Source organism: Paenibacillus sp. FSL R7-0179 (genome assembly GCF_038002265.1).
Taxonomy (GTDB): Bacteria; Bacillota; Bacilli; order Paenibacillales; family Paenibacillaceae; genus Paenibacillus_AQ.
On record NZ_JBBOCC010000002.1, the window covers coordinates 331,116 to 355,079 of the forward strand.

General features: G+C 56.5%; 24 protein-coding genes. 6 read left to right on the forward strand and 18 right to left on the reverse strand.

Annotated elements, in window-relative coordinates; all coding sequences use genetic code 11:
* Nucleotides 1-170: 170 nt before the first annotated feature.
* From cysC to MKX63_RS18145, 6 genes are read right to left on the reverse strand one after another with little or no spacing between them, the layout of a single operon-like run.
* Entirely contained in the window at nt 171-731 is a 561-nt protein-coding gene (gene cysC / locus MKX63_RS18120; protein WP_341019049.1) for an adenylyl-sulfate kinase, read from the reverse strand.
* A complete protein-coding gene (locus MKX63_RS18125) occupies nt 731-1,600 on the reverse strand; it encodes an STM4011 family radical SAM protein (protein WP_341019050.1) in 870 nt (289 codons plus the stop codon). Before MKX63_RS18125 ends, cysC begins: the two co-directional genes overlap by 1 nt.
* The gene (locus MKX63_RS18130; protein WP_341019051.1) at nt 1,597-2,985 is read right to left on the reverse strand and encodes an STM4012 family radical SAM protein; all 1,389 of its coding nucleotides are present in this window, start codon (nt 2,983-2,985) and stop codon (nt 1,597-1,599) included. Before MKX63_RS18130 ends, MKX63_RS18125 begins: the two co-directional genes overlap by 4 nt.
* 42 nt (nt 2,986-3,027) lie before the next feature.
* The gene (locus MKX63_RS18135; protein WP_341019052.1) at nt 3,028-3,813 is read right to left on the reverse strand and encodes an STM4013/SEN3800 family hydrolase; all 786 of its coding nucleotides are present in this window, start codon (nt 3,811-3,813) and stop codon (nt 3,028-3,030) included.
* 15 nt (nt 3,814-3,828) lie between these two features.
* On the reverse strand, nt 3,829-5,331 hold the full coding sequence (locus MKX63_RS18140) for an STM4014 family protein (RefSeq protein WP_341019053.1): 1,503 nt from the start codon (nt 5,329-5,331) through the stop codon (nt 3,829-3,831).
* On the reverse strand, nt 5,331-6,176 hold the full coding sequence (locus tag MKX63_RS18145; RefSeq protein ID WP_341019055.1) for an STM4015 family protein: 846 nt from the start codon (nt 6,174-6,176) through the stop codon (nt 5,331-5,333). Before MKX63_RS18145 ends, MKX63_RS18140 begins: the two co-directional genes overlap by 1 nt.
* Before the next feature lie 342 nt (nt 6,177-6,518).
* Between MKX63_RS18145 and MKX63_RS18150 the strand changes: the two genes are divergently transcribed.
* On the forward strand, nt 6,519-7,058 hold the full coding sequence (locus tag MKX63_RS18150) for a hypothetical protein (protein ID WP_341019056.1): 540 nt from the start codon (nt 6,519-6,521) through the stop codon (nt 7,056-7,058).
* A gap of 42 nt (nt 7,059-7,100) precedes the next feature.
* Here MKX63_RS18150 and MKX63_RS18155 read toward each other — a convergent pair whose 3' ends face one another.
* From MKX63_RS18155 to MKX63_RS18195, 9 genes are all read right to left on the reverse strand, one after another.
* A complete protein-coding gene (locus MKX63_RS18155) occupies nt 7,101-8,510 on the reverse strand; it encodes a nucleoside recognition domain-containing protein (protein WP_341019057.1) in 1,410 nt (469 codons plus the stop codon).
* Nucleotides 8,488-9,219 carry a FeoB small GTPase domain-containing protein gene (locus MKX63_RS18160; RefSeq protein WP_341019058.1) on the reverse strand — a complete coding sequence of 244 codons (732 nt, stop codon included), beginning with the start codon at nt 9,217-9,219 and terminating at the stop codon, nt 8,488-8,490. The genes MKX63_RS18155 and MKX63_RS18160 overlap by 23 nt, the downstream gene beginning before the upstream one ends.
* The gene (locus MKX63_RS18165; protein WP_036723378.1) at nt 9,216-9,470 is read right to left on the reverse strand and encodes a FeoA family protein; all 255 of its coding nucleotides are present in this window, start codon (nt 9,468-9,470) and stop codon (nt 9,216-9,218) included. Before MKX63_RS18165 ends, MKX63_RS18160 begins: the two co-directional genes overlap by 4 nt.
* Before the next feature lie 223 nt (nt 9,471-9,693).
* Complete coding sequence (locus MKX63_RS18170; protein ID WP_341019059.1) at nt 9,694-10,800, reverse strand: GerAB/ArcD/ProY family transporter; 1,107 nt, start codon at nt 10,798-10,800, stop codon at nt 9,694-9,696.
* A gap of 7 nt (nt 10,801-10,807) precedes the next feature.
* Nucleotides 10,808-11,041, reverse strand: a complete 234-nt coding sequence (locus MKX63_RS18175) for a hypothetical protein (protein ID WP_341019060.1) — start codon at nt 11,039-11,041, stop codon at nt 10,808-10,810.
* A gap of 12 nt (nt 11,042-11,053) precedes the next feature.
* Nucleotides 11,054-12,286 carry a Ger(x)C family spore germination protein gene (locus MKX63_RS18180; RefSeq protein ID WP_341019061.1) on the reverse strand — a complete coding sequence of 411 codons (1,233 nt, stop codon included), beginning with the start codon at nt 12,284-12,286 and terminating at the stop codon, nt 11,054-11,056.
* Entirely contained in the window at nt 12,283-13,386 is a 1,104-nt protein-coding gene (locus MKX63_RS18185) for a GerAB/ArcD/ProY family transporter (RefSeq protein WP_341019062.1), read from the reverse strand. Before MKX63_RS18185 ends, MKX63_RS18180 begins: the two co-directional genes overlap by 4 nt.
* Nucleotides 13,383-15,005: a spore germination protein gene (locus MKX63_RS18190; protein WP_341019063.1), complete on the reverse strand. Its 1,623-nt coding sequence runs from the start codon at nt 15,003-15,005 to the stop codon at nt 13,383-13,385. Before MKX63_RS18190 ends, MKX63_RS18185 begins: the two co-directional genes overlap by 4 nt.
* Nucleotides 15,006-15,234: 229 nt before the next feature.
* Nucleotides 15,235-16,401 carry a phosphodiester glycosidase family protein gene (locus MKX63_RS18195; protein ID WP_341019064.1) on the reverse strand — a complete coding sequence of 389 codons (1,167 nt, stop codon included), beginning with the start codon at nt 16,399-16,401 and terminating at the stop codon, nt 15,235-15,237.
* A gap of 321 nt (nt 16,402-16,722) precedes the next feature.
* Between MKX63_RS18195 and MKX63_RS18200 the strand changes: the two genes are divergently transcribed.
* Nucleotides 16,723-17,574: a GGDEF domain-containing protein gene (locus MKX63_RS18200; protein ID WP_341019066.1), complete on the forward strand. Its 852-nt coding sequence runs from the start codon at nt 16,723-16,725 to the stop codon at nt 17,572-17,574.
* Between the two features lie 242 nt (nt 17,575-17,816).
* On the opposite strand, the gene MKX63_RS18205 is transcribed toward MKX63_RS18200, so the two are convergent.
* Nucleotides 17,817-18,551: a glycerophosphodiester phosphodiesterase gene (locus MKX63_RS18205; RefSeq protein WP_341019068.1), complete on the reverse strand. Its 735-nt coding sequence runs from the start codon at nt 18,549-18,551 to the stop codon at nt 17,817-17,819.
* 235 nt (nt 18,552-18,786) lie between these two features.
* On the opposite strand from MKX63_RS18205, the gene MKX63_RS18210 reads away from it, so the two are divergent.
* A complete protein-coding gene (locus tag MKX63_RS18210) occupies nt 18,787-19,278 on the forward strand; it encodes an NAD(+) diphosphatase (RefSeq protein WP_341019070.1) in 492 nt (163 codons plus the stop codon).
* 26 nt (nt 19,279-19,304) lie between these two features.
* Here the strand turns inward: MKX63_RS18210 and MKX63_RS18215 are convergent, their stop codons facing one another.
* Nucleotides 19,305-19,907 (reverse strand): hypothetical protein, encoded by a 603-nt coding sequence (locus MKX63_RS18215; RefSeq protein ID WP_341019071.1) that lies wholly within the window; start codon nt 19,905-19,907, stop codon nt 19,305-19,307.
* Between the two features lie 111 nt (nt 19,908-20,018).
* Complete coding sequence (locus tag MKX63_RS18220) at nt 20,019-20,693, reverse strand: sensor domain-containing protein (RefSeq protein WP_341019072.1); 675 nt, start codon at nt 20,691-20,693, stop codon at nt 20,019-20,021.
* Between the two features lie 212 nt (nt 20,694-20,905).
* Between MKX63_RS18220 and MKX63_RS18225 the strand changes: the two genes are divergently transcribed.
* The 3 genes from MKX63_RS18225 to MKX63_RS18235 all read left to right on the forward strand — a co-directional run bounded on the left by MKX63_RS18225 (nt 20,906) and on the right by MKX63_RS18235 (nt 23,855).
* On the forward strand, nt 20,906-21,598 hold the full coding sequence (locus MKX63_RS18225) for a copper homeostasis protein CutC (RefSeq protein ID WP_341019073.1): 693 nt from the start codon (nt 20,906-20,908) through the stop codon (nt 21,596-21,598).
* Nucleotides 21,599-21,819: 221 nt separating this feature from the next.
* Nucleotides 21,820-22,875, forward strand: coding sequence for an SPFH domain-containing protein (locus MKX63_RS18230; protein ID WP_341019075.1), 1,056 nt, complete (start codon nt 21,820-21,822; stop codon nt 22,873-22,875).
* Nucleotides 22,872-23,855 (forward strand): sugar kinase, encoded by a 984-nt coding sequence (locus MKX63_RS18235; RefSeq protein ID WP_341019077.1) that lies wholly within the window; start codon nt 22,872-22,874, stop codon nt 23,853-23,855. Before MKX63_RS18230 ends, MKX63_RS18235 begins: the two co-directional genes overlap by 4 nt.
* Nucleotides 23,856-23,964 lie beyond the last annotated feature (109 nt).

The following is a 23,964-nucleotide window of genomic DNA, read 5'->3' on the forward strand; positions in this document are numbered from 1 at the left end:
ACGGATGCGGGCTAAACGAGCGAATGAGGAGCATTAGTGCACCTGAATTCAGCAGATGCGGGCTAAACGAGCAAATGAGGAGCATTAGTGCCCCCGAATTCCCCGGACACGCGCCAAATAAACAAAGGAGGGGCATTAATGCCCCTCCTTATTTCGTCTGCTCTATTCCATCAGAGCCGATAAAGCCGATGCTCCGTGAGCCAGCTGATCAGCTCTTCGATGCATTGCTCCGGTGTACGCTCCGCTGTGTGCAGCGTCAGCTCCGGGTCTGCCGGAGCTTCATAGGGATCGGAGATCCCGGTGAAGGCCGGAAGCTCACCGGAGCGGGCCTTGGCGTACAGCCCTTTGACATCCCGCGCTTCGCAGACGGGGAGCGGGCAGTCCACATAGACCTCGACGAAGCCCGGCAATTCCTGCCGGGCATAGCTGCGCATCCCGGCATAAGGGCTGATTACCGAGACCACGGTAATCACGCCATGCCGGTTCAGCATCCCGGCGAGGTACACCGCTCTGCGGATGTTCTCGAACCGGTCCTCGCGGCTGAAGCCGAGTCCCCGCCCCAGGCTGCGCCGCAGCTCATCGCCGTCCAGCCATTCCACCGCCTGGCCCTGCTCCCGGAGCCGGTCTGTGAGCAGCGCGGCAAGCGTAGACTTGCCCGCTCCCGACAGACCGGTAAGCCATATTGTTAACCCGGCAGAGGTCTTGTGTGCCTGTAACTTACCAGTAGTCATTACTCTGTCCTCCCTGCGCCGTAAGGAATCCGCTCCAGCAGGCCGGAGCCGTAAATCTGCTCCAGGCCCAGCTCGGGCATATGAATATAACCGATGTAACAGTCGCAGACCTTCATCCGGCAGCTCCGCCGGGCAGCCAGTCCTTCCAGCCCGTCACGGTAGAGGTTGCCGATCACCGCGCGGTCCTTGTAGCAGCGCTTCACTAGCCCCGGCCCTTGCACGTAGAATACGCTGCTGCCGGCATTACAGCTCGCGCCGAGGCTGTCGTAGTCCACCGCATTAATCTGGAAATGCGGGTCTATCACGCTAAGGAAGCTTATGTCCTCTGCGGTATAATAATCCCGCTTGTCCTTGTAGGCGTTCACCCACAGATAGACGTCCTCCGGCAAGGCCGCACGGAGCGAGGCGATAGCCGGGAAGGCACTATGCACCCCCACACTGCCCACGCTAAAAGGAATCCCCCGGCGGTATACGCTCATACACTGCGCCAGGAACCGTTCCTCACTGACCTGACCCGGATGATAGGTCGCCCAGAAGGCTGCCTTGGCCGGATTCAGCTCAGCGGTGAAATCAAGCCGGGCGGACAGATTGGTCTGGATGGCGACCTTGTCCACATGCTCCATATGGGACAGCGTAATCAGTGCCTCCCGGTACCAGCGGTGCGTCAAGCCCTCGCCATATGGATTGAAAAAGATTGACAGGCGGTGGCCTGCAGCCCCCTGCTCCGCTACCCAGCGGACAAAGGTCTCAAGACCTGCGCGGTCTTTGGCGAGGGTGGCGGCACTGTCTTTGGTTTTGCCGAAGGGGCAGTACGGGCAGTCATAGTTACAGGAGGAGAGGGAGCCCCGGTAGTAGAGGACTGCCTTCATGGCAGGACGAACTCCTTCATCTGCTCACGGATCTCACCGGAGATGAACCAGTCACCGATGGAATCGGAGTAGCCCAGCCCATCTGGAGTCAGCCGCAGAATGCCCTCATCCTCCGTGGCGAAACCGCTCTGTACCATGAGGCCAAGCTCAGGATGGTCCTCCCATAGCTTTGTCCCGAACCGCTGGTTATAGTCGGCAATCGTCAGCCCTTCGCTGTGCAGGATTGCTTTTAGAATGAACCGCCGTTTCTGCTCGTCCTGGCTCAGTACAATGCCATAATCGGCTGTATCATAAAGCTCTGCGGCAACATAATCCGCGATGATGCTCTCCGTAGCCTTGCGGCTAACACCGTATCGGGAGGCATAATGTACATTCCGGGTATAAGACCGCGCTCCGCAGCCGAGGCCGACCATCCCTTCCTCCTGACAGCTGTAGTCGAGAATATCCTTACCGGTCCCGGCATCCTCTTTGGCGAATCTGCGCATGGAATATTGACGGTAGCCGCGCTCTGCCAGCACTGCACGTGCTGCTTCATAGCATTCATGACGGATATCCAGCTGGTTCACCAGGTCGCCCGGCTTCACAATCGTATGCTCACGGGTGTAGAGCGGATAGAGGAAGATTTCCTCCGGTTCATGCAATAGCGCCTGGTTCAGCGAATAGAGCCAGGAGTCCACCGTCTGCCCCGGGAGTCCGTAGATCAAGTCCAGATTGAGGATGGGAAAATCAAACTGTCCCAGCAGCTCCAGCGCACGGTACACCACCTCCGGGTCCTGCGGGCGGTAGATCGCAGCCGACTCGGCGGCCACGAAGCTCTGGATGCCCATGCTGACGCGGTCCACGGTATGCTCCTTCAGAATCGTCAGCTTCTCCTCCGTCAACGTCTCGGGGGAGGTCTCCACGGAGATGGAGGTGGTTCCCAGATCCACTCCCATAATATCCGTAGCAATCCTGAACAGCCGGTTCAGCTGGGCAGGAGCCAGAAGACTGGGCGTTCCGCCGCCGATGGCGAAGCGTGCGTAAGGCTTGTGACGGGTGAAGGCTGACCACTGCCGGGCTTGCCGTTCCAGCGCATCCACGTATTCGGCATGCACATTCGCTCTTTTGTCGGGCAGCGTGAACAGATTGCAGAAGCCGCAGCGCGCGCCGCAGAACGGAATATGCATATATAAGAACAGACTCTCCGCAGGCTCATCCCGCCACAGCTCCTCTAAGGGAAGGGGGGACGCGAACTCGCGGTAAGCGGTTTTGTGCGGATAGGAATAGAGATAATTGCGGTAAGGATGGGCCGTGATCTGCTCCGTCCATTGCTGAAGCTCCCCGGCGGAGAAGGGAGGGTGTCCGTCTTGGTTCAGGTGATGCAGAGATTGCCGGATGGACGTCATACGTTCTCCTTCCTTGTGCGGGATCGAAATTTCAGTTCATGCCTATAAAATAAATTCCCGGTACGGAACATTCCATACCGTGTCATGCGCCAGCCGGTGGCCCTGATAGCCGTCCTCGCCGTACGCCGTACCGTGATCGGAAAAAGCCAGACAGAACACCGGATTGCCGCGCTTCCGGAACGCATCGAACAGACGCCCAAGCTCTCCGTCGGCATAACGCAGCGCTGCGCGCTGGCTGTCCACCGAATCCTTGCGGGCACCCGGCAGGAACATATGGTTCGGGCCATGGATCGCCGAGACATTCATGAACAGGAACAGCCGCTGGTCCAGCGGGGTGTTGCCGAGCAGCTTGAGCGCGTGATTCACCTGGTGCTCCGTCGAGCGCGGATTCGTGACCCCGAAGGTCATCCGCCAGTAGCTGTGCTGGAAGTAGCCGGGGAGGACGCGGGCGAGGGGCACTTTTTTACTGAAAAAGATGACGCCCCCGATACACACCGTCTGATAACCCGCCACTGCCAGCCCCGACACCATATCCGGTGTATCGAACAGCCAGGTATGGGGATGGGTCTTCATCCCGGTATTGCTGGAGTGGAACAGCCGCACATGCTCAGCCTTATTCGTGTTCGCCGGAGTGGGCAGGAATCCGCCGAAGAAGGCATGATGGGCCGCATACGTGAAGCTGCCGGGGGTATGCCGCTTCTCCCAGGGACCGCTGCCGCACAGATTGGGGCAATTGGCCTCCTCCAGCACAGCCGCATCGTAGCGCAGAGTATCGAGTGTAATCATTAAGATATCGTGGGTGCCGACAATGGCGTTCATATCGGTCATGGGGCCGGATTCCTCCTAAGACAGCTGCTTCATTTCCCACTCGTAGGTGCTGCAGCCTTGGTATTCAACATCGTACAACAAGTCGCCAAAAGGATTCACATCCGCCGTATACGTCTGCCCGGTGCTTCCAACCAGCACATCGATGCCCGCGACGGAACAGTTCGGAAAAGCGGCCAGCGAAGCCTCCGCTGTCCGGCGTACCTCCGCCTGCTGCGCCTCGCTCAGCCCGGCTTCCGCCGGGGTCATCCGCCGGCTGCGCAGATGCAGATTCGTAATCGGTGTGGTGCTGACCCTGGCGACAGCGTGGCAGGCTTCTCCGGCGACAACCAGCTGGCGGATGTCGAAGGAATGCCCGTCCCTGCCGGGCTTCGGAATCCACTGCTCGGCATAGGCGCCGTGGCGGTAGAGCCAGTTAATGATGCCGGCAAGGCGGGCAGAATCTGTATAGCGCTGCAGCTTGCCGGAATTATAATACACCGGAGGGCGGGTGATATAGCTCTCAACCCCGATGGTGGTAACCGCCGACTCAGCTCCCGTGGCCGGGTTCAGCTGATAAGCAATCACGCCGGAAGCGGCGGAACCGCTGGCCAGCTTGATGAATACGCGGTGCATCCGCTGCGACAGCATCAGCTCGCGCAGGGAGGCGTAGTCCACGGGGACTTGTCCGCCGCTGCCGCGGAGCGGCCGGGGAACAGACACGCCGGACTCAGCCAGAATCTGCTGGGTCCGGCGCTTGTCCGTCATGGCTGCGATCTCCGCCGGGTCGTTGGTCCAGCGGGAGGCGGGCAGGAGCTGCCCGGCCTCCTGCCGGAGCCGCGCCAGCAGGCGGCAGTAGCCGCGGAACCACTGGGCCGGGTGATGCAGCACGCCGGGCAGATCCTTCAGGGCGGAGGCCGCTTTGAAGCTTAGCGGCCGCAGGTCCGGCTGCTGCCCGAACGGGTGCAGCGAGTCGTCCGCGTCCGGCGCATCCGGTGCGCCCAGCGCGATAAGCGCCCGCTCCAGCGCGAAGCTGCCGCCGGGGGACTCCAGGCGCAGCAGCGGAGCGCCCGCTGCGGGCCCCGGTACAGCGGGCACGCTGAAGCTGCCGCCGGGAGAATCCGGCAGCAGGCGCTGCGCTTCCGCTGCGGGCCCCGGCGCGGAGTGCCCGGCGCTCCGGCGGCCCGGGGACTCCATCGCCAGCTGCTGTGGCCCCGCTGCGGAATCCAACACGGAATAGCCGCTGCTGTCCGGTGTAGCTGGCGGTACTGCCCCTGGCCATCCGTTCAGCGCTGGCGAACTCAGCCCCGGCGGTTCCGGCATTGTGCCCCGGAGCTGCCGGCTCAACTGTTCCGGCAGCCCGGCAGCCTGCTGCTGCACGGCCTGCTCCAGCAGATCAGCCAGCGGCTGGTTCTCCAGCAGCCCAGCATAGGGAATCAGCAGCGCCGGTGGCATCCCGAGGCGCGAGCGCGCCTGCTGGATACCGGCCGAGCGCCGGTCGCCGGGCTGGCAGAAGACAATCAGCGGTGCTGCGGGCTGCATTATTCTGTGATCGACGGATAACGCCAGTCATCATCGTCATCGGCTTGCTGCTGGTCGCTCACATCGACCGGCAGGCCGCTGTCCTTCAGACGCTGCATCATCTCGTCAGACAAGAAGTGATGGCTCAGATTGAGCAGCTTCAGTCCCTTGACCCGCTCGCTGGCGAGCAGCGCTTCTGCGCCGGTGTCGCTAAGCGTTCCCAGTGACATATCCAGGGTATGGAGCTGGTCCAGAATCGGCGCATCCGCCAGGGCTGCGGCAATTTCGTCCTGGATCTCACTGTTTTTGAGTCCAAGATAGGTTAGCTTAGGGAACTTCCCGGGCTCGATCAGCGGCAGGAGGTCCTCCAGCCCGCCGTCGAAGCCGTAATTGTCCACCCCAAGATAGAGTTCGAGCTTCTGCAGGTTAGGCAGCGTGGAAGCGGCGATATCCGCCAGCACATCCTTGCCGAGTCCGCCTGTAATAATAATGAGTTCTTCGAGCTTGTCGTGCTGCAGCTGGCTAAGCCGCAGACTGGTACCGCCCTGGATCGTCAATGACTGAAGCTCCGGATAGGCAGGGAGCAGCGGGGAGAGGTCACTCTGGGTAATCCACGAAATTTCACATTCCTCGTAGCTCATATCTCCAATGAAAAGCTTACGCAATGCCGGGAAGCTTACGCTATGCTTCACCAGCGCCTGGACAACTTCCTCCGAGCTGTTCTCGTAGGCTTGTCCCCAGTCGCCAATCGTAAGACTGGTCAGGCCGGCGGCTTCAGGGCTTCCGCTTAAGCGTTCAATCTCCGTTACCATCCGCTTGCCTTCTTCATATCCATCATAATCAATACTGAGCTTCACTGCTGTCATGAACAATCCCTCCCGGAAAATAGTACCTTCCAAATCACCCTAACATGTAGGGTGAGGGGGAGTCAAATAGCAGCGGAACAAGTGTCCCTATTTGCCCGTTAACTCCTGTAACCACGGGGGGACTGGACCAAATGTAATCGAAAAACCGACCACATTCGGCGCTGCTTGGGTGCGTGGACCAAATGTAATCGAAAAACCGATCACATTGGGCGCAGTGGTGGCATGTGGTCTCAATGCAGAATGTAATCGAAAAACCGATTACATTGGGCCTGGCGGCGGCGAGTGGTCTCAATGTAATCGAAAAACCGATCACATTGGGCGCAGTGGTGGCATGTGGTCTCAATGCAGAATGTAATCGAAAAACCGATCACATTGGGCGTGGTGGCGGCATGTGGTCTCAATGTAATCGAAAAACCGATCACATTGGGCCTGGCGGCGGCGTGTGGTCCAAATGTAATCGAAAAACCGATCACATTGAGCCTGGCGGCGGCATATGGTCTCAATGTAATCGAAAAACCGATCACATTGGGCGTGGCGGCGGCATGTGGTCTCAATGTAATCGAAAAACCGATCACATTGGGCGCAGTGGTGGCATGTGGTCTCAATGTAATCGAAAAACCGATCACATTGGGCCTGGCGGTGGCACGTGGTCCGAATGTAATCGAAAAACCGATCACATTGGGCGCAGTGGTGGCATGTGGTCCAAATGTAATCGAAAAACCGATCACATTGGGCGCAGTGGTGGCATGTGGTCCAAATGTAATCGAAAAACCGATCACATTGGGCGTGGCGGCGGCATATGGTCTCAATGTAATCGAAAAACCGATCACATTGGGCGTGGCGGCGGGGGTTGCCGTGAAGGACGCGCCCCAGAGCGCATAAAAGCACTATCCGCCCGTCCGGGGGAATAGTGCTCTGCATGATTTACACCCAGCCGAACAACCGCGCCGCCGAAGCCACTGCGAAGGTTACGCCGATAGCGATAGCCAGCGGGATGACGGCGGAGAGCACCGCCCACTTCAGGCTTTTGGTCTCCTTGTAGATGTTCACGAGTGTGGTGCCGCAAGGATAGTGGAGCAAGGAGAACAGCATCATATTCAGCGCCGTCAGCCAGGTCCAGCCGTGGCTCAGGAAGATGTCCTTAATGCTGCCGAGACCTTCGATATCGACCATGGCCCCGGAGGACATGTAGCCCATCAGCAGGATAGGCAGCACAATCTCGTTAGCGGGCAGGCCGAGGATGAAGGCCATAATAATGAAGCCGTCCATGCCGAGCAACTGCGCGAACGGATCGAAGAACGCGGCCATATGATTCAGCACACTCTCCCCGCCGACAAACACATTGCCGAGAATCCATGTGATGATCCCTGCCGGAGCGGCCACGATGATGGCGCGGGTCAGCACATTCAGGGACTTTTCCTTGGAGGAGCGGACAATGGTCTTCCAGATCTGCGGGCGGCGGTAAGGCGGCAGCTCCAGGGTGTAGTGGGTAGGCACACCGCGCAGCGCGGTTTTGGACATGATCCATGATACGCTCAAGGTGACAACAATTCCGACCAGCACGATCCCCATCAGCACCAGCGCAGTGGAGAAGGTACGCAGTGCCCCGGTGGTTGCCGCCCCGACCATGAACATGGAGGAGAGCAGAATAAGTGTAGGCCAGCGGCCGTTGCACGGGACGAAGTTGTTGGTCAGAATGGCCAGCATCCGTTCGCGGGGCGATTCAATAATGCGGGTGGACAGAATAGCAGCAGCATTACAGCCGAAGCCCATCGACATCGTCAGGGCCTGCTTGCCATGCCCTCCGGATTTCTTGAACAAGCGGTCCATATTAAAAGCCACCCGGGGCAGATAGCCGAAATTCTCCAGCAGCGCGAACACCGGGAAGAAAATCATCATCGGCGGCAGCATGACGCTGATGACCCATGAGGTTCCGCGGTATAGTCCCAGCACAAGGACACCGTGCAGCCAGGCCGGGGCATGAACAGCCTCGAAGCCGGCAGTCAGATAGCCTTCGATCCAGCTGAAGAGGGAGGCAATCCAGCCGGAAGGATAGTTGGCTCCGGCAATGGTAATCCAGAACACCAGACCAAGACCGGCGAGCATAATAGGAAAGCCCCAGATCTTCGAGGTGACGATATTATCCAGCTTGTAGGTGCTGCCCAGCTTCTTTTTGTCATGATAAGTAACGGCATCGCTGCAGATTCCGGCCGATACGCCGTAGATTCCGCTGACGATCTCGTCGCGGACCGACCCTTTGTCTGCCAGCTTCTTCGCCGTTGCGAGCAGGGAATCCAGCGGGTCCTGGCTGTTAATGGCACGCGGTGACTCCATGGCGGGCTACCTCCTTCGCTACAGATATACCCTTGCGTCCCATATGGGCTCTTAGGGAAGCCAGCAGGCTGTGGTCACCGTCCAGCAGGCGCAGGGCAATCCAGCGTGCCGGATATCTGGCACCGACCGTCTGCTCCACCATCGGAATCAGTTCGGCAATGCCTTGCTCGATCTCCTCATTGTAGGTGATCTTGAGCGGCTCTGCCCTGAACTCACCGGTAGCTACGCGTGCGATCTGATCCAGCAGCGCTTCAATACCGATCCCGTTGCGTGCCGAAATGGCTGTGACAGGCACACCGAGGCGCTCCGCAATCCGCTTCAGATTAATATCAATCCCCAGCCGCTTGGCTTCGTCGATCAGATTGATGCAGACCACGGCGCGTCCCGTAATCTCCAGCACCTGCAGGGCCAGATTGAGGTTGCGCTCCAGCGACGTGGCATCCAGAACCACCAGCGTTACATCCGGCTCTTCAAAAATAATATAGTCCCGGGCCGCCTCTTCATCGGCGGAATTGGAGTAGAGCGAATAGGTGCCGGGAAGGTCAACAGCCCGGTAGGTATGCTCCTTGTGAGTGAACCGCCCTTCGGCGGTGACTACGGTTTTGCCGGCCCAGTTGCCGGTGTGCTGGCGCATCCCGGTCAACAGGTTGAACAGCGTGCTTTTGCCTGTATTGGGGTTGCCCGCAAAAGCTACAGTATACTCGCTCATCCTTCTCCGCCTCCAATCAGTTCGCCATAAATGAGGGAACTCTCTTCCCGCCGCAGGGCAATGGTAGTATTGCTGATCCGGTAAGCCGTAGGGTCTCCGAGCGGGCTGCGCCGCAGCACTTCTACGCGGTTCCCGGCGACAAATCCGAGATCAAGCAGTCTTCTCCGCAGCACACCCTGGACCTCGATGCCGCTGATCCGCAGCGTGCTGCCGTTCGTAGCTTCAGACAATGGAATTACGGCTCCAGCCATTAGCTCTCCCACTTTCGTATGAATAATAAATGAATAGTTATAGTTATCCTTAAGTATGAAATATGCACTTGTATAGTATATTGTGCAGGGAACAAAATATTGCATCCTGCCACAATATTAGTATACGTAAATAAATTTGTCCTTGCAACAATAATGTTTCCCTAGGGAAAGAATTATCAGGCGCAGAATCAGAAGCTCCGGCCGGCAGCCGGAGCCATCTGCTTCAAGCTGAACGCTGTAACCGGCCCCGCACCCAGATCGACAGGGCCAGCAGCAGCGGAATGGCAACCTGGAAGAGCGGGTCAAGCTTCAGGCTCGGCCCCAGACCGATGGCGATATGCTGGGTGTAATCCCGTTCGAGGAAGGAGGAACCGTAGATGACAGCCCCCACAGGGAAGACCCACCATTTGGCCGGTTTGCCGGTCAGCTCGGCAAGAGCTTTTACGGAACAGAAGTAGAAGAGCATCATCTTGATCAGCAGCCCCAGGAAGAGCTGGATAGTGACAAGAATATCAAGCCTTTCTACGAATTTGAGGTTGGACAGCACCCGGACGGTTTTGAGAAAAGGCAGCTGGCTGACTCCCGCGATCGACGGGCCGAGGACGGCCACATTCAGCGCATTCATGAAGATCAGGAACGCGCTGATGAGCAGGTAGGCGTTCACTGTGTATTTTACAGGCATACCTGGCTTCTCCCATAACGTCCACAGCATCAGAAACACAATCATCTGCCCGAAGGGAAACGAGACGATCTCCGGCAGCGCCGCTTGCAGCACCGGCATCAACCCGCCCTCCATCACCGGCGCCAGACGGCTGAAATCGATCACTCCCATGATGGCCAGCATCAGAACAAGCAGAAAATAGAAGAACAGCATGACCGGCAGCAGTACCTCAGGCAGCCTGAAGACGACCTCCGCCCCCTTCCAGATGGCATATAAGGCCAGCAACACGAACACCAGCATCGTAATGGCCATCGGGGTTCTCGGCAGCATGGTCATCGCCGTCAGCTCACCGAGATCGCGGACATTGCGCATGGACTGATAAGCGAAGTACAGGCTGTACACCGTGCCGATGAACGCCCCGGGAGCTGTGCCGAAATGAGCTTTGAGCATTCCAATCAGGTCCGTGCCCGGAGACCGGTGCTGAATCCACATCAGCACAAGGAGAAGGGCGAAGCCCGCCGCAGAGCCTGCACACATCGCCAGCCAGGAATCCTGCTTGGCGGTGCCCCCCAGCAGGAACAGCGGCGTGCTGCCGATTTCAAACAGCATAATCATGAACGCAATCTGCAGGGAAGAGACCTGTTCTTTGACCTGTTTGCTGTTCACCATAAGGTTCTCAGCCTCCTAACCAATAGATGATGGCTCTGCCGACAGGCTGGAAGTACGCCGTATACAGGATGCCCAGTGACAGGTGAGGGGTATCGGTAATGCCGCATATATTAAGATAAGCCCCGTACCCCATAATGCAGCCAAGTAAGAGCCGACGCCGGCGGTGCCCTTCTCCGTGCAGCATTCTCCATCCCCACCCGTAGGCCAGCGCATAGAGTAGAAGAGTAATAGCTATTTTCATAGTTATGCTCCTTTACTTCTGCTGGACAGATTTGAACGATTTGTTGCTGAGTCCGGTCTGTTCCATCTCAATGGAGACCTGCGGGCGGAGCTCGATCGCCTGAAAGACGCTGTCCCAGCTCTTCTCCTGCTCAATCTGCTTCCAGCGCTTCGGATCGCTCCGGTGTATTCTTACGGCAAACCCGGTGACGTCAGCCTTCAGCCGCTTGACCTCTGTCCAGGCGTTATTCATCAGCTCCAGCACCCGCTGCTCCAGCGATTCCTCCATTTCACTGATTGCCTTGCGTTCATTCAGATCCATGACACTGCCAAGCTCTGTCAGAACACCGCTACCCTTAACGTTAACCTCCATCACATAATGATCCTTGGCCCAGACCGGCCTGACGGTAGTGGCTGAATTCTGCAGGACGAAGGAGGCATCCAGCTTGTCGCTTGTTGCCGGCCGGGAGGGGAAGGCGATGGTGGCAGAATCAACATTATCGGTTAGAAAAGAAAGCCCGAAGGCCTGCTTCTGGCTGAGCCAGCCAGCGAACGTATCTCCTTTAATAACGCCCAGCCTTCCCAGAGCCAGCCGCGAGGGCAGGTCGGTAACTGCGGTCTCACTGGTCTCATCCATCGTCTGGGAGCCAGTCAGCAGAATCTCCGGCAACACCGCGCTTTTGGACTCGGAGGACAGTGACATTGCCAGCTCATACAGTCGGGTTCCGGGATAGTAGGACAAGAGCCGGGATTCTTGTTCAATCATAAGCTGGATGCCTGCCCCTTGATTCTTGGTCATCTGCATCAGCTGATCCAGAATGACACCGGCCTCCCCCTCAGATATGAAGACATATACTGTTTCTCTGGCATCCTGCTTGCGCAGGAAGATATCAATTAGCTGATGAATCCCGTGGCGGGCGAGGCTCTCCCCGATCACGGCAATCCGGGAGTGGGAGAAGAACATCTCCCGCGTACTGGTCAGATTCGTCCGTTCGATGGCCTCCATGATCGTCCGGCCCTTGACGGTGAACGTGAGAAAGGGAGGCGAGCTGGTGCTGCCCCCTCCGCTGCCGCCCATACCGCTGGCCCCTGAAGAGGGATTGATGACCTGATAGGTCGCCTTCCATTGATTGTTCTCCCAGTCATAGGCGGAGCCGGAGGTAATGCCCAGCTCGTTAAGCTCCCGGTCATCCCAGCAGCCGGAGAGCAGGAGGGAGAGAAGCGGGAGACAGAGAATCAGGCACAACAGGGTTCTTTGTTTGTTCATGTGTCCCATCCTTTCCGCCTGGATCTTGATTTCTGCACCTTGTTCAGCAAGACTGCGCCCAGCGGTATCAGAACGTTGAACAGGAAGAAGACCACGAACCGCCCTTCCTCGTTATAGACATTCAGCTTAGCGGAGCTTTCCCAGGAGAACAGGCACTCCAGAGCAATGATCAGACCCAGCGCGCCGATGAAGGGCCGGCTGCTGCTGACCCGGAATGTCTGCTTGAAGCATTCCACCGTCACGAACAGGAAGATGGCGAATTTGAGATAGATCGACAGCACCCAATACGAGATGAAGAGAATATCGAGCTTCTCTATGAACCGGCCGATCCGGAGGATGCTGATGGTAGCGAAGCCAGGGTAGCTGCTGAGCTTAATGAATTCCGGACCGAAGACCATCAGGGCTGTGATCAGGGAGAACATCATCAGTACCGCCACGAACAGCAAGCCTGTCCAGCCGATAATCTTGGCCCGCTGCGGGTATTGCAGGTAAGGGGCCAGGAACAGCAGCACCGCCACTTCAGACATCCATGCAGTCGGAGTCAGGCTCGCCAGGGTGATCTCAGCCAGATTATGATCGAACATAGGCAACAGATGATGCACATTCAGGTCGTTGTACAGCCCAAACAGATAAAGCGGTACGAAGAACAGATAGAGCAGAATGACCAGACTGTTCACCCTGGCGATCGCTTCAAGGCCCTGCCTAACCATATAGATGGTGATGAAGAGAATGAGTATGACCAGCACCGTGACCGGGGTGTTGATCAGGACGTTGTCTTTCAAGAAATTGACGAACTCCCGCAGAATGGTTGCGGTGGTGTCCAGGTAGAACTGGAGCATCAGCAGACCCAGGATGACTGCAACCACCGGGGAGCTTTTCTCCCCCACCCACTCCAGAAAAGGAGCGCCGTTGCTGTTCTGAATCACCGCCCCGACGATCCACGCAATGAGCAGTCCCGCCACAGTAGACATGATAATTGCCAACGGAGCGTCCTGCTCTGCATAGGTGCTGATAATGATAGGCAGCACGACAGTAGCTGTCGGCAGGATGGTATTGACCACAAGCATGGCAGCTTGGGTGGTGCCGATTTTTCCATTCATGCTGGACCCTCTCCCTGCGGCTTAGGCTGTGCCGGTGATGGATTAGCTGCATTTTCAACGGGCTGCGGCTTCTGGTTAGGGACTTGTCTGCGGGTCTCCTTGCCCAGATTGGTCTTCGGACGCATATTCATGTTCCATAGCGGAACACGGATGAAGATATCCTTCAGATAACGCGGAATCATCGGCGCTACGGGAGACAGATAAGGCACGCCGAAGGAGCGCAGGCCCGCCATGTGAATCAGCAGCACCATCAGGAAGGACATAATGCCGAACAGGCCGAGCGAGGCGGCGATGAACATCATCACGAAGCGGATCAGCCGGATAGAGTTGGCGATGGCGAGTGAGGGAATCACGAAGTTCGAGATGGCGGTAAAAGAAACCACAATGACCATCGCCGCCGAGACCAGCCCGGCCTGAACGGCAGCCTGCCCCAGCACCAGTGCACCGACGATGGAGATGGCCGGCCCGATGGTCCGCGGCATACGTACCCCTGCTTCACGAAGCACGTCGAAGGTCAGCTCCATCAGCAGCGCCTCTGCGAAGGCGGGGAGCGGAACGCCTTCCCGCTGGGCAGCCAGACTGATTAGCAGCGTGGTCGGCAGCATCTCCTGGTGAAAGGTAGTAACGGCAATATAAAGTGCAGGCAGCAGCATAGAGACGAAGAAGGCACCATAGCGGATCAGCCGCAGGAAGGAGGAAATATCATACCGCTGGTAGTAATCCTCGCTGGATTGAAAAAAGTTGAAGAAGGTGGACGGGGCCAGCAGCGCAAAGGGAGTGCCGTCAATGATAATCCCGACCTGGCCTTCCAGAATGCCTCCGGCCATAGCGTCAGGACGTTCGGTATTCTGAATGGTGGGAAAGGGTGTCAGACCGCCGTCCTGTATGAATTCTTCAATATAATTGCTCTCCAGAATGGCGTCGGTATTGATGGCGTTCAGCCGGCGGCGGATTTCGGTCAGCACCTGTTCACTGGCGAGGCTCTTCAGATAAACGAGGGCAATTCCGGTCCCGGTACGCTGGCCGATGGTATATTCCTCAATCCTCAGATCGGCGGTTTTCAGGCGGCGGCGCAGCATGGCGGTCCCGGTGCGCAGGCTCTCGGTGAAGCCTTCCTTGGGCCCGCGGATAACTCCCTGGGAGGTTGGCTCATTAATGCTTCTTTTCTCCCAGCCGGAGGTGTCGGCGGCCAGTGCGGCCTGAAGCCCCTCGAACAGTATCAGGGTATAGCCGTCAAAAAGCAGGGGCAGCAGCACCTCCAGGGTCCGCGCCTCCTTAACTCCTCCAATTGGCAGGATGTGCTCCTTTATCAGGTTGAAGGCAGCTTCTGTGGTAATGCTATCTCCGTTCAGGGTGCTGTTATCCATCAAGGACTGGAGGACGGCCTGGTTGACGGTGTCGGCGTTGACCAGACCGTCAATAAAGATGAAGGCAAGGGTAAGCGGATGCTGGGCATCACTCTTATAATGGCGGATGACAATATCCGAGCTGCTGCCGACCCTGCGGTTCAATTCGTGCAAATTATCCTCAAGGGAGAGCTTCAGCGGAAGCGGTGCAGGTACGGAGGTTTCTACAGGATCTTGGGTAGTCTTGCGGCTCTTCTTCGGCTCTTGTGGCATCTTGGGGGCTCCCTTCTGCTGAAATCTGGATGTACTCCCTGTATTATCCCCATAGGCGTATTCCTTATTCTGCCTGATTGCAGACTGAACTGAGCGCGTATAGCAGCAACTGGAATCAAAAAAGAAACCGCCTCTTGGGAATGGCAGCTTCGCCGTATTCCATAAAGGCAGTTTCATATAATACAGTTTAATAAACACAACTTAAGATTTGAACTCTAAGCTGGGTACATTATTTAGTCTGAACGACCAAAGCGTTGCTGATCAGGCGTCCCGGAGTCGTCAGGTACTTGCCGTTGTAATATAGGCCGCTGGAGGCGCCGCCATCAAGGTTCATCGCCTGGTAGGCTCCGGCCTGCTTCATAATTTCCGCCAGCTGGGGAATTGTTGCCCCGCCGGAGGTCAGCAGAATCAGCTTATGATCGCGGGTAATGCCCAGCGCGCTGCGGGAACCTCCGCCGGTCAGGATTTTAGGGTCCCGGAAGCCTTCCCCCGCCACATTCAGCGCGACCTTTCCGTTAACCAGCAGCCGAGGTCCAGCTTGGAGTGCACCGAGAATGGAACCGGAATCGAAGCGTGCCTTAAATTCACTGCCCGGAATGAGCTCAGCAAGCATGTTGCGGTCGTAAGCGAAGACTGCCCGTTTGTCTCCAGAGCTGTTCTTCAGCATCTTGCCGCCGCTGATGATGTAGCCGTAAGGAGCCTTGAAGGCATCATTAGTGTATGCAGCGAAGAACGTGCCGTTGATGGCGGCGACAGCATTGCTTCGCTTGGCGATGCTGGCAAGAGCTTCAGTCTTGCCGACGGTATTCCCGGCCAGAACGGCATCCAGCTTCACCGATGGATGCAGCAGGGAGACTGTGACCGTCTGGACGCTGAAGGAGCGGCTGCCGACCTTGTAGGTATGATGTCCGCTGATTACAGCAGGCGAGCCGCTTTTGATCAGGCTGCCGTTCTGTACAGGCAGCGTGGCTGTCTCTGCAGTCCCAGCATCGGCTCTGCTTGTCAGCGTAAGCGATCCGGCCTCTGTATTCCACTGGAGCTGTATGCCAAGTGTCTGGCTTACCAGAGACAAGGGGACGTAGGTGGTCCCGTTCTCACTGAAAGACCGCACACTTACGGTAACGGGCTTGCCGTTGACGGAAGCCCCGGGCTTGCCTGGAGTGAAGGTAATGGAATTCTCACCGCGTGATATCTGGATCTGGCCGCCGGAAGCGGTAAGCACAGACTGGATACCGGCGAAGCCGTTCAGGAAGCGGAGCGGGATGAAGGAGTGATTCTCCTTGTCCACATACACGGCAAGCTTAGGCTGCGGTGCTGCAGCGGCACCGGATTGCATGGCTGGAAGAAGGATTGCCAGCAGACAGAAGGCGGTAAAGAGGGTGAACAGTTTTTTCATGATACACAAAATCTCCTTTGGATTGTAGCAGGTTCATCTGCAGGTTAGGATGATTCTGGAACAGACCCCAGAATGCAGCACTTGAGCTACCATCATATAATCGTCTCCCGTTACCGTCAATGGAGCATGCATGAATTTCATTACAATAAAGCGCCGTTCCTGCCGATAATAGACTTAGCGCTAATCCGTGCCAGGAGGATTCATTTACAGCGTCTCTTGCCGGAGTTGTTCAGAATTTGTTCAGTCCGTTCCTGTACAGTAGCGCTTGAAAGCGATAAATTCATAAATTCATTTGATAGGCTGAAGGAGGGCGTAAGACTAGTGGAAGAGGCCCGCAATTATATGCTGACGATTCTATCCATACTTATAGGAGTCCTGACCGTATATAGCACGCTCAGACTGACAAGGGATTTCTTCAGACAACCGCAAAGAACCCGGGCGGTCCGCTCGAGCCTTGTGGTACTGGTAATTAGTGCAGGGCTTGGTTGCATGCATCTGCTGGGCAGAAGAGCCTTAACCGGCTTCGATACAGAAGGCAGAAGCCTGCTTATTCCTTTGTTCCTGTACGTGCTGACACTTGCGGGTATTCTGTATCTGTTCCTGCGGTTGCGCATGATCCTTGGGGAGCGTGAGCAGCTCAAGGAATTGGCCTACCGCGATACGCTGACCGGCCTGCTGAATAAGAACGGAATGGATCATTTCTGGGATCATTGCAAAGTGAGCGAGCAGCTTGCGGTATTATATCTGGACCTGAACCGGTTCAAATCGATTAACGATACCCTCGGCCATCATACAGGGGATCTGTTATTGGAGGCCGTTGGAACCAGCCTGCAGCAATTCACCTGCAAGGGCAAGCGGCATATTTTCCGGGTGGGCGGAGATGAATTCGTCATTATCGCCAAACGCTACAGCCGCAAGGAGGCGGAACAGCTTGCCCTTAAGGTTCTGGAGCGCATCACCCGTACCTATAAGCTGGAGAGCCATGAATTATTTGTGTCCGCGAGTGTCGGCATCACGATAAGCCAGGGCCGGATCGATCCGAAGCGGCTGCTTCAGGAGGCGGATTCGGCTATGTACAATGCCAAGCAGCTGGGAAGCGGGCGTTATGCCGTATACAAGCAGGAGGGCCGTATTCCTTCCGTGAAGCTGGTCAGCAGCTCAAGAGCACAATGAGGTTTATGTTGGAGAAAAGGAACTTATTCAGCCGCAACGTAAGTCTTATAAGGAAGCAGTTGGAAAATGTACACTTAATCTGCCGAATCCGCCGGATTTAGAAGAAATCGGGCCGGCTAAGTGTTGTTTCTCCAACTGTTTTTAGTGTTAACTCCTGTTACGCCAAATTAGGTGTACAAATTCCACTTTGTTCACCCGCCGGACGGCGCCATCCTATGGACAGCGCAGCCGTGTTACATAAGTCAGACGCCTCTGGCAGCCAGAAGCCCGGCCAGCATATCCGGATGATCGGTAATGATTCCCGCCACCTCAGCATCGATTAATGCCTGCATCCGCTCGGGATCATTAACCGTCCACGGATGATAGACAATCCCTTTCTCCGCAGCGGCATTCACGAACTCCGGCAGTACTGAGGAATGATGGGCATGCAGCGCATCCGCCTGCAGGGTAGCCGCGTAATTCCAGGGACGGTACAGTCCCTCACCGTAGAGAATACCCGTACGGATCTCTGGTGCCAGTGATTTGCAGTAGGCCAGGGAATAGTGATTGAAGCTGGAGATTACCACCCGCTCACTCATGCCTTGCTCCCTTACAGCGGCGATTACCTTCTCTTCCATGCCGGGATAGAGGAAGGTCCCGTTCTTCAGCTCTATATTCAGAATCGTCTCCCGGCCCTGCAGCAGATCCAGCAGCTCGTCCAGTGTCGGAATCCGTTCTCCTGCGAACTCAGGGCTGAACCAGGAGCCTGCGTCCACCTCCAGCACCTCACGAAGCGTCTTATCCTTCACATAACCGCTGCCTGAAGTGGTGCGGTTAAGACTCTCATCATGGATCACTACTACTGCTCCGTCACTGGTCATTTGTACGTCGGTCTCAATGCCGGTTGCACCAAGCTCCAGACCCTTGCGGAAGGCCGCCATTGTGTTCTCCGGGGCGGCTGCGGATGCGCCGCGATGCGCGAAATTAATGATGTTCATGTCGAGTAGTTCCCTCCATCTCTATGATGTAATGCAGCCCGTAGTGTCCGGGCCCCTTATAGTATATTCCACATCACGTCAAGAAACCCTGTCCCCTGCTCTATAAAGGACGGGTTTCTTGAATTATATCGTGGTGCGTCTGGAAGCAATCGCTTAGAATAGACAACAACAATACTACCTACAGAAAGAAGCGATAGAATTGAAGTTTTGTCTGGAATGCGGAAAGCCTTTGGTCATGAAGGAATGCAATGGAGAAGGAGAGGTACCCTACTGTGAAGCCTGCGCCGTCTTCAGATTCCCTGTGTTCAGCACAGCGGTGAGTACAGCCGTACTGAACCGCGAGCTCGATAGAATCCTTCTCATCCAGCAGTATAAGCGTAAGGATTACATTCTGCTCGCCGGGTATGTGAATAAAGGTGAGAACGCCGAAGCGGCCCTGATCCGAGAAGTGAAGGAAGAAGCGGGGCTTGAGGTGGTTGCTTATGAATATATGCGCAGCCAGTATTTCGCCCCGTCTAATACATTAATGCTCAATTACATCAGCGTGGCTGACACGGAGGACCTGAGTGCCATGAGCGACGAGCTGGACCACGCAGCCTGGTTCACCCTGGATGAAGCTGCGGACACCATATTACCAGGCAGCCTCGCAGAGAGCTTCCTGCTTACCATTATTGATAAGCTGAGGCAGGGGCGGGCTCTGGAGGATTTCACAGCGGTTGTCCGGTAATTGCGAATTCTGAGGGTTAGGAATCCTTATGCAGAGACGATGTCGCGGATTCTCTCATGTACCTGCTGCGCCTCCAGGAAGGCTGCGGAATATTGCAGATCTGTTTTGCGGGCCGGCAGGCGCGGCGGGAGAAAAGGAATGGATACCACAGGCGTATCTGCGCTGCTGAAATAGATTCTGAGCGTCAGCTCGCGGATCTCTTCGGCAGGATTGCCGCCCTGGACAGGCTCTGTGAATTCATAGCCTGCGGCGGCACCTGCCCGTATTCTCGGTGCACTGGTGGTAATCCGGCTGGTCTTGCTGACCTTGCTGAGCGTCAGGGCATTCTCGACAATCTCTGCCCCAAGGATGGCATCGAATGTATACAGGGTGGCTGTCGCCGGCTCCGGCTTCCCCGGATGCAGCAGCCCGATGGCGAGCGCCTGGCCCTCTTCGTCCAGGGCAATCAGATGGGATTCGTCCGGAGTAATGAACCGTTGGGGGAATTTCAGGCTGAAGGCAGACAGGGCATGGGTAGCCCCGCTGTGGCCCGCTGCCTTGGGGCGGGAGAGTTTGTACTGAAGAACCGCAGCCAACAGCAGGAGAGACACGCCAAGCACAGCAAACAGATACACCAGGATCATGAGCACTGAACCGCCTCCTCACAAGGTTGTGCGGGCCGCCCGTCCTTCAATCAATACGGGCACAACCCGCTTGGTAAGCTTTGGCAAGTGAACTATTAATAGATATGCGGGAAGAGATCAGGTATGTATGACTTCAAGCGGGGTACTGCCGGAATTCACAGAGGTTCCTGACACTGCACTGATCCAGGCCGCGTACAGACGTCCAAGACCCACAAGCAGCAGCGGCAGAAGCAGCAGCAGTACAAATCCGGTTCCGCATAGCATCCACGAGCGTTCATCTGAGGTTGTGCCGGACAGGAAGAAGAAGACCTCCGGGTCCAGCATATTAAGATCATAGGAGAATACCGATGAACTGATTCGCTGAGCCACAGGTGACAGAAGAGCGCTGAAGGCCACCGCAGGCAGGACCAGCGCAAGTGTGAAGCCCAGAATCCCTGCGGGCAGCTGGAGGAGACTGTACAGGATTCCCCGGTACGATTCCCTGTCACGGAGCTGGTGTCCTAATGTCCGCAGCCCCTCCCAGCGGAAGGCGGGGGCAGGATCCGCTATAACAGCGGGCTTCCCGGTTCCCCGTCGGCTGTTGCTGCCGGACCAGGCTTCAACTGTTCTGTGTTCACTGGACATCATGCTGCGGCACCAGGCCAAGGTCAGGGCCAGCAGCGGCAGCCCCACCCATATAATAATCAGGGGCAGGCTTGCACACAGACCTGTAACAGCAATTATGAAGGCGATGATTCCTTTGGGCAGGGAGAGCATTAATATTTTCCACGCGTCTATACTTTGTCTTATCATTCAGGGCACTCCATTCCGGATTTCCAAATTTCAACTTCTTCAGTATAGAGGCTTCATCCCGAGAACACACTCTCCAAAAGGCGGGAAAAATACTGGTCGCAGGTCCAGTACTGACATAGTCAGGAATCTACCTGCTATTTACTATGTTTATCATTATACTAAGGTAAAGCGGCTTACAAGGATTACGACTAAGAAGGGGAGTGTAGCAATTTATGCTGTTAGAGGTTATAGCAACTACAGTAAGTGATGCGGTCACAGCGGAGCGTTATGGTGCTGACCGGATTGAACTGGTCACGGGCATCCGGGAGGGCGGATTAACGCCCAGTCTGGGCTTGATTGAAGCGGTCCGGGAGCAGGTCAGCATTCCGGTGAGAGTAATGGTGAGGCCGCATGCACGCTCCTTCGTGTATGATGCATCCGATGTGGAGACCATGCTGCGCGATATCCGCCATATAGCCGGGGTAGGCGGGCTGTCCGTGGTGATGGGAATGCTCCGGGAGGACCGGACGATAGACGAAGAGCTGCTGAGCCGGCTGCTGGAGCGGGCAGCAGGGATGGAGGTTACCTTCCATCGTGCGTTTGACGAGGTGCCGGACCAGCTTGAAGCTCTAGAGGTTCTGAAGCGGTATCCGCAGATTACCGATATCCTGACCTCCGGCGGGACTGCTGCTGCAGGTACGCCGGGCGGTATGGTGAGACTTGCTGTACTGGAACGGCTGTCTGCCGGTTCTTCGCTCTCCATCCTGGCAGGCAGCGGCTTGAATGCCGCAGACCTGAAGGATTTCGTTACACGAACTGGCGTGCGCCGGGTACATTTTGGTTCGGCAGTCCGGGAGGACGGTGACCCGCTGAAGCCGGTAGACCCGGAGCGGCTCGCAGCCATCCGTACGCTTCTCAAGCTCTAGAGCGGAAGAACAATCCTGAAGGTAAGGATAGAATTGAACACAGATGCTGCCATCTATATGGCGGCTACTTTTTTTGCAATTTTGTTAATAACATATTGATAATATCAAGAAGGTCTGCTATGATGTTGTTAATAACATATTAATAATAACAATTAATTAATAACTGAGTTCCCCTCTGCTCAAGAGATGACTCAGAATACAACCCCTAGGAGGTAATGACCATGTTCGGATTCCGGTTCGTGAAATTTCAGCCCAGTGATTATGTGCTTAAGGTGAAGAATGGCAAGGTAGTGCGTGAGGGGGTCGGGCTTTCTTTTCATTATTATGCGCCGACGACTTCGGTGGTGGTGGTGCCTGTGTCCTCGATAGATGTTCCATTCATGTTCGAGGAAATTACTGCGGACTATCAGACGGTAACCGTCCAGGGACAGCTGACCTACCGGATTGTCGATTACCGCAAGACCACCCAGATCCTCAACTACACCTATAATCTCAAAAAGAACACCTATCTCTCCGACGATCCGCACAAGCTGGCTCAGCGGGTAATTAATATCGCTAAGGTCCTGACCAAGAAGCAGCTCGGGCAGCTCCCGCTGAAGGAGGCGATCCAGTCGAGTGAACGGCTGGCCAAGATGATTACCCATGAAATCGGCCAGAGTGCGGAGATTGAGAAGCTGGGCATAGAGCTGATGGGCTTGTCCATTCTGGCGATTGTACCGAATAAGGAGACGCTGCGTGCCTTGGAAGCGCAGGCCAGGGAGGAGATGCTCCGTAACGCGGATAATGCGCTCTATGAGCGGCGTAACGCTTCGATTGAGCAGGAACGGCGGGTGAAGGAGAATGAGCTGAATACAGAGATCGCCGTTCAGACGAAGAAGCGGCAGATGCGTGAGGCGCTGCTTGATTCTGACCGTTCAGCGAAGCAGAAGCAGAATGAGATGAAGGAAGAGCAGCTGATTTTTGATACGGAGCTGGAGGAGAAGAAGCAGGCGCTGATTGAGCTGGCCATAGCGAATAAGAGAGCTGAAGCGGATGCCAAGGCTTACGAGCTGACGGCGGTAATGAATTCGCTGCAAAATGTATCGCCTAACGTTCTGCAGGCGCTGACGAATGTCGGCATGAACCCGGATAAGCTGATCGCCATCGCCTTCCAGGAGCTGGCGGAGAACGCCGGGAAGATCGGCCAGCTTAACATTACGCCGGATCTGCTGCAAGGAATCATGGCCGGTTCGGCAGCAGGCGGCGCCGGAGCAGAAAGAGGAGGTAACGGACGATGAGCACCCGGGGATCGGAGAACAAAATCATACTGGTCAAACGCAAGACCCGCCTGGAGGAGCTGGTGGTCCGCTACAATACGATCCAGCAGGCCCAGTTCTATATTGAACGGCTGGGCGCCGATTTCAGCGACTACTTAAGCGAGGATTTCCAATACCGCAAGGCGGTGGAGACCGCAGTGACCGAGCTCAGCGCCATCGGCCGGCTCCAGGTGCTGGAGCGGCAGCATGTGCCGAATTTCATCTTTGGGGCCGAGGATACCGTTGTGGTCCTGGGCCAGGACGGTCTGGTCGCCAATACACTGAAATACCTTCACGAGCAGCCGCTGATCGGAGTGAATCCTGATCCGCTGCGCTGGGATGGCGTGCTGCTGCCCTTCAGAGTCAAGGAAGTCCGGCAAGTGGTGACGGAGGTGCTGCGCGCCCAGCGCCAGGTCCGTGAGGTCACCCTTGCCAAGGTGGAGCTGAATGACGGCCAGAGCCTGTACGGGGTGAACGATCTGTTCATCGGCCGCCGGACCCATGTCTCGGCCCGGTATCAGCTGGAGCTGAACGGGCAGCTGGAGCAGCAGTCCTCCAGCGGCATCATTGTCTCGACGGGACTTGGCTCCACGGGCTGGCTCAAGAGTGTGCTTGCCGGAGCCGCAGGAATCGTCAGCCGTGCCGCTCAAATGCAGCATGCAGAGGCTGAACGGACAGCCCCGGTGTCTGCGGAGATTGCCGCAGTCAGCGCGGGCAGCGGGCTGGCCTGGAACCATCCCGAGCTGTACTTCACTGTGCGGGAGCCTTTTCCAAGCCGGACGACTTCAGCAGAGCTGGTATTCGGGAGAATCAGCAGCCGTCTGCCGCTCCGTATCACCTCACAGATGCCGGAGGACGGCGTGATCTTCAGCGATGGTGTGGAGAGCGATTATCTGGAGTTCAACTCCGGGGTGGAAGCGACGGTTGGGCTGGCGGAGAAGACCGGCAGGCTGGTAGTTTAAACGGTGCGCAGACCGACAGGGACTGCCCGGTATGCCAAAAGGGTTCTCTCAGCTTCCGCTGCTGCGGTCTGAGAGAACCCTTTTAAACGATAAACGAATGGTCTATGCT

Coding starts and splice junctions, on each gene's coding strand:
- cysC (WP_341019049.1), bottom strand. CDS start 731: ATGACTACTGGTAAGTTACAGGCACACAAGACCTCTGCCGGGTTAACA.
- MKX63_RS18125 (WP_341019050.1), bottom strand. CDS start 1,600: ATGAAGGCAGTCCTCTACTACCGGGGCTCCCTCTCCTCCTGTAACTAT.
- MKX63_RS18130 (WP_341019051.1), bottom strand. CDS start 2,985: ATGACGTCCATCCGGCAATCTCTGCATCACCTGAACCAAGACGGACAC.
- MKX63_RS18135 (WP_341019052.1), bottom strand. CDS start 3,813: ATGACCGATATGAACGCCATTGTCGGCACCCACGATATCTTAATGATT.
- MKX63_RS18140 (WP_341019053.1), bottom strand. CDS start 5,331: ATGCAGCCCGCAGCACCGCTGATTGTCTTCTGCCAGCCCGGCGACCGG.
- MKX63_RS18145 (WP_341019055.1), bottom strand. CDS start 6,176: ATGACAGCAGTGAAGCTCAGTATTGATTATGATGGATATGAAGAAGGC.
- MKX63_RS18150 (WP_341019056.1), top strand. CDS start 6,519: ATGCAGAATGTAATCGAAAAACCGATCACATTGGGCGTGGTGGCGGCA.
- MKX63_RS18155 (WP_341019057.1), bottom strand. CDS start 8,510: ATGGAGTCACCGCGTGCCATTAACAGCCAGGACCCGCTGGATTCCCTG.
- MKX63_RS18160 (WP_341019058.1), bottom strand. CDS start 9,219: ATGAGCGAGTATACTGTAGCTTTTGCGGGCAACCCCAATACAGGCAAA.
- MKX63_RS18165 (WP_036723378.1), bottom strand. CDS start 9,470: ATGGCTGGAGCCGTAATTCCATTGTCTGAAGCTACGAACGGCAGCACG.
- MKX63_RS18170 (WP_341019059.1), bottom strand. CDS start 10,800: ATGGTGAACAGCAAACAGGTCAAAGAACAGGTCTCTTCCCTGCAGATT.
- MKX63_RS18175 (WP_341019060.1), bottom strand. CDS start 11,041: ATGAAAATAGCTATTACTCTTCTACTCTATGCGCTGGCCTACGGGTGG.
- MKX63_RS18180 (WP_341019061.1), bottom strand. CDS start 12,286: ATGAACAAACAAAGAACCCTGTTGTGCCTGATTCTCTGTCTCCCGCTT.
- MKX63_RS18185 (WP_341019062.1), bottom strand. CDS start 13,386: ATGAATGGAAAAATCGGCACCACCCAAGCTGCCATGCTTGTGGTCAAT.
- MKX63_RS18190 (WP_341019063.1), bottom strand. CDS start 15,005: ATGCCACAAGAGCCGAAGAAGAGCCGCAAGACTACCCAAGATCCTGTA.
- MKX63_RS18195 (WP_341019064.1), bottom strand. CDS start 16,401: ATGAAAAAACTGTTCACCCTCTTTACCGCCTTCTGTCTGCTGGCAATC.
- MKX63_RS18205 (WP_341019068.1), bottom strand. CDS start 18,551: ATGAACATCATTAATTTCGCGCATCGCGGCGCATCCGCAGCCGCCCCG.
- MKX63_RS18210 (WP_341019070.1), top strand. CDS start 18,787: ATGAAGGAATGCAATGGAGAAGGAGAGGTACCCTACTGTGAAGCCTGC.
- MKX63_RS18220 (WP_341019072.1), bottom strand. CDS start 20,693: ATGATAAGACAAAGTATAGACGCGTGGAAAATATTAATGCTCTCCCTG.
- MKX63_RS18225 (WP_341019073.1), top strand. CDS start 20,906: ATGCTGTTAGAGGTTATAGCAACTACAGTAAGTGATGCGGTCACAGCG.
- MKX63_RS18230 (WP_341019075.1), top strand. CDS start 21,820: ATGTTCGGATTCCGGTTCGTGAAATTTCAGCCCAGTGATTATGTGCTT.
- MKX63_RS18235 (WP_341019077.1), top strand. CDS start 22,872: ATGAGCACCCGGGGATCGGAGAACAAAATCATACTGGTCAAACGCAAG.